Below are 2,837 nucleotides of genomic sequence, written 5' to 3' on the forward strand. Positions count from 1 at the left end.
AAGATATTTTCATTTTGTATGGCATATCTTCATCATTTTAGCTAGTATTTGTCACTTATTAGCTATCCTATATTTTATGTAGAAAAGAACCTATATCTTGGATTTTCCAAAATATAGGTTCTTTTTTTAAAACAATCGTACAATATCATTATATGTTGCGTATAAAAACAGCAACATCAAGAGTACAAAACTTGCCATGATGATATTTTCTACTACTTTTGTAGAAACTTTTCGTCCAATTAGTTTTTCAATCAATAAAATCAAGATTCTTCCCCCATCAAGTGCTGGAATGGGAATAGCATTAAAGATTCCAATATTTAATGAAATCATCGCAAACAAACTAAAATACATGTCCAATCCATATTGTACAGATTTGCTAGTGACATTTAAAATGCCAACGGGACCTGATAAGTTTTCTAATCCCTGTCCATGAATGATCATATTCAAAGATTTAAATATAGTTGTTGCACTATCCCAGGTATTTTGACAGCCAACCCATAAAGATTGATACCAAGGAATCTTCTTCGCATATGCAATCGCCTTATAGCCAAGTGTATAGCCTTCCATATCTTTATCATAAGATGGAGTTAGTGTAGTTTCAAATGTTGTGCCATCACGCTTTACAGTTAAGGTCAATGTATCATGATGATATTGAATAAACTCTAAAATTTCATATTGTGTTTTAGGCTGAATACTGTTTCCATCTTCACTTTGAACTTTAACGATGTGATCATTTTTTTCTAGGCCTGCTTTTTGTGCCACAGAATCCTCTTCGACTGCATAGACAACTGGTTTTGCGTCTTCTACTACATAGCCTTGGGCTAAGGCCACACCCATATATATGATCCATGCCAATAAAATATTCATCACAATACCAGCAATCATGATGCAGACTTGTTTCCATTTTTCAATACCGTTTAAGCGTCTATTTTCTGGAACATCCTTTAGCCAGCTGTCTTCCTCACTTTGTGAGCCATCTTCTTCACCAGCCATCATTACATAGCCGCCAAAAGGAATGGCGCGAATTGAAAAAGCAGTCTCTTTTCCTTGTTTTTGATAAAGACATGGTCCCATACCGATAGAAAATTCTTTACAGTAAACCCCAAAATGTTTAGCAACTAAAAAATGTCCTAACTCATGTAAAATGACAATCACGCTTAGCATCACGACAAATGCTATTATACCAATAATAAAATCCATTCAAATCCCCCCTTAGAGAATGATTGTATATAAAACACTAAATACCATGATATTTAATAATAGTGAATCTACACGATCTAAAACACCACCATGCCCTGGTAAAAGATTAGAGAAGTCTTTTACAGCAAAATGACGTTTAATAGCACTAAAACACAAATCTCCAAGTTCTGCAGTAGCCGGACATACTAAACATAAGAATGTATTTAAAACTGGGTTTAAGTTTGATACGTAGCTAAAACTAACCACAAAACTTAATACAAAACCAAATACAATTCCTCCTGCAAAACCTTCCCAACTCTTTTTAGGTGAGATTCTAGGATTCATTTTGTGCTTTCCAATAGCTCGACCCACAAAATAGGCTCCTGTATCACTTCCGTATGTAGCAAAAACAATCGTCCATAGATACTGATGTACGTTTGCGATTTGTCCTACCGCATCATAAACAAGGGAGAAAATTGTAACGTATGAAATACACACAAAGGCATCTATGATTGAGAAGTTTTCAACAAAAACAACAAGACTCCATAAGAATACAACAATCAGTGTCATCACAACGAAAAAGTATTTATCCGGTAAAACTCTTGTTAAAATGACAGCTAAAGCACTGAGTGGAAGAACATATTTAGGCCAGCTTTTAAAATCTGGCTGAATATGCATCCATTCATATGCTCCTGCACAAACAATAAATAAGGCAAGAGCTTCTAACCAATATCCTCCAAGAGCTACTGGTAGTGCTACAACAAGAATGATACCAATAGCGGTAATTATTCTTTGTTTCATGAAGTTAAGCCTCCAAATCTGCGATCTCTTGAAGCAAATTCGTCTAGACAATCTTTTAATGCTTTTTCATCAAAATCAGGCCATGCGACTGGTGTAAAAATCAGTTCCGCATAGGCGAGTTGCCACAACAAATAATTCGAAATACGAAGTTCTCCACTTGTACGAATCATCAAATCAATATCTTCTGGTACAAATAAATATTTTGAGAACTCTTCCTCAGTTAAATTGTTTTCACGTTTACCTTGAGCAACCTCATCCGCATATTTTTTCATACCAAGTAACATTTCTCTTCTCGAACCGTAATTAATGGCTAAACATAATTCTAATCCAGTATTATCCTTAGTCATATTTACAGCCTTATTAATTACATTTTGTGTTGCTTGTGGGAATTTTTCTAATTCACCGGCAAAAGTTACACGAATGTTCTTTTCCATCAATTCATTAATAAATTTATTAAAGAATAGTCCTGGTAATTTACATAAATAGGAAACTTCATCTTCTGGTCTTTTCCAGTTTTCTGTTGAAAAAGCATATAGAATCAATTTTTGAATTCCCATATCTTGTGCAGCTAAGGCCACAGTACGAATTGTATCCGCACCCTTTTTGTGTCCTGCCGTTCTTGGTAAGCCTCTTTTTTTGGCCCAACGACCATTACCATCCATAATTATAGCTACTGTTTTTGGTGCCATAAAAACCTCCTTTTTAAAAAAGTCCAAATCAAGTTTGGACTTAGACATTTAATATTTCTTTTTTCTTTGCTTCACAAATTGAATCAACATCTTTAATGTATTTATCTGTTAATTTTTGTGATTCTTCTAATGTTTGTTTTTGTTCGTCTTCTGGAAGTTCTTTATCTT

General features: G+C 34.3%; 4 protein-coding genes. All 4 read right to left on the minus strand.

What is annotated here, in order from left to right:
* Nucleotides 1–126: 126 nt before the first annotated feature.
* The gene (gene rseP, locus ACZQCL_RS08325; RefSeq protein ID WP_227994035.1) at nucleotides 127–1,200 is read right to left on the minus strand and encodes an RIP metalloprotease RseP; all 1,074 of its coding nucleotides are present in this window, start codon (nucleotides 1,198–1,200) and stop codon (nucleotides 127–129) included.
* A 12-nt stretch (nucleotides 1,201–1,212) separates the two neighbouring features.
* Nucleotides 1,213–1,980, minus strand: coding sequence for a phosphatidate cytidylyltransferase (locus ACZQCL_RS08330; protein ID WP_443668976.1), 768 nt, complete (start codon nucleotides 1,978–1,980; stop codon nucleotides 1,213–1,215).
* On the minus strand, nucleotides 1,977–2,669 hold the full coding sequence (uppS, locus tag ACZQCL_RS08335; RefSeq protein ID WP_227994033.1) for an undecaprenyl pyrophosphate synthase: 693 nt from the start codon (nucleotides 2,667–2,669) through the stop codon (nucleotides 1,977–1,979). The genes ACZQCL_RS08330 and uppS overlap by 4 nt, the downstream gene beginning before the upstream one ends.
* A 40-nt stretch (nucleotides 2,670–2,709) precedes the next feature.
* Nucleotides 2,710–2,837: ribosome recycling factor (locus ACZQCL_RS08340; RefSeq protein WP_482482752.1), on the minus strand; the 128-nt coding region annotated here is incomplete at its 5' end.

The sequence above is a fragment of the Holdemanella sp. genome (assembly GCF_056804935.1).

Coding starts and splice junctions, on each gene's coding strand:
- rseP (WP_227994035.1), bottom strand. CDS start 1,200: ATGGATTTTATTATTGGTATAATAGCATTTGTCGTGATGCTAAGCGTG.
- ACZQCL_RS08330 (WP_443668976.1), bottom strand. CDS start 1,980: ATGAAACAAAGAATAATTACCGCTATTGGTATCATTCTTGTTGTAGCA.
- uppS (WP_227994033.1), bottom strand. CDS start 2,669: ATGGCACCAAAAACAGTAGCTATAATTATGGATGGTAATGGTCGTTGG.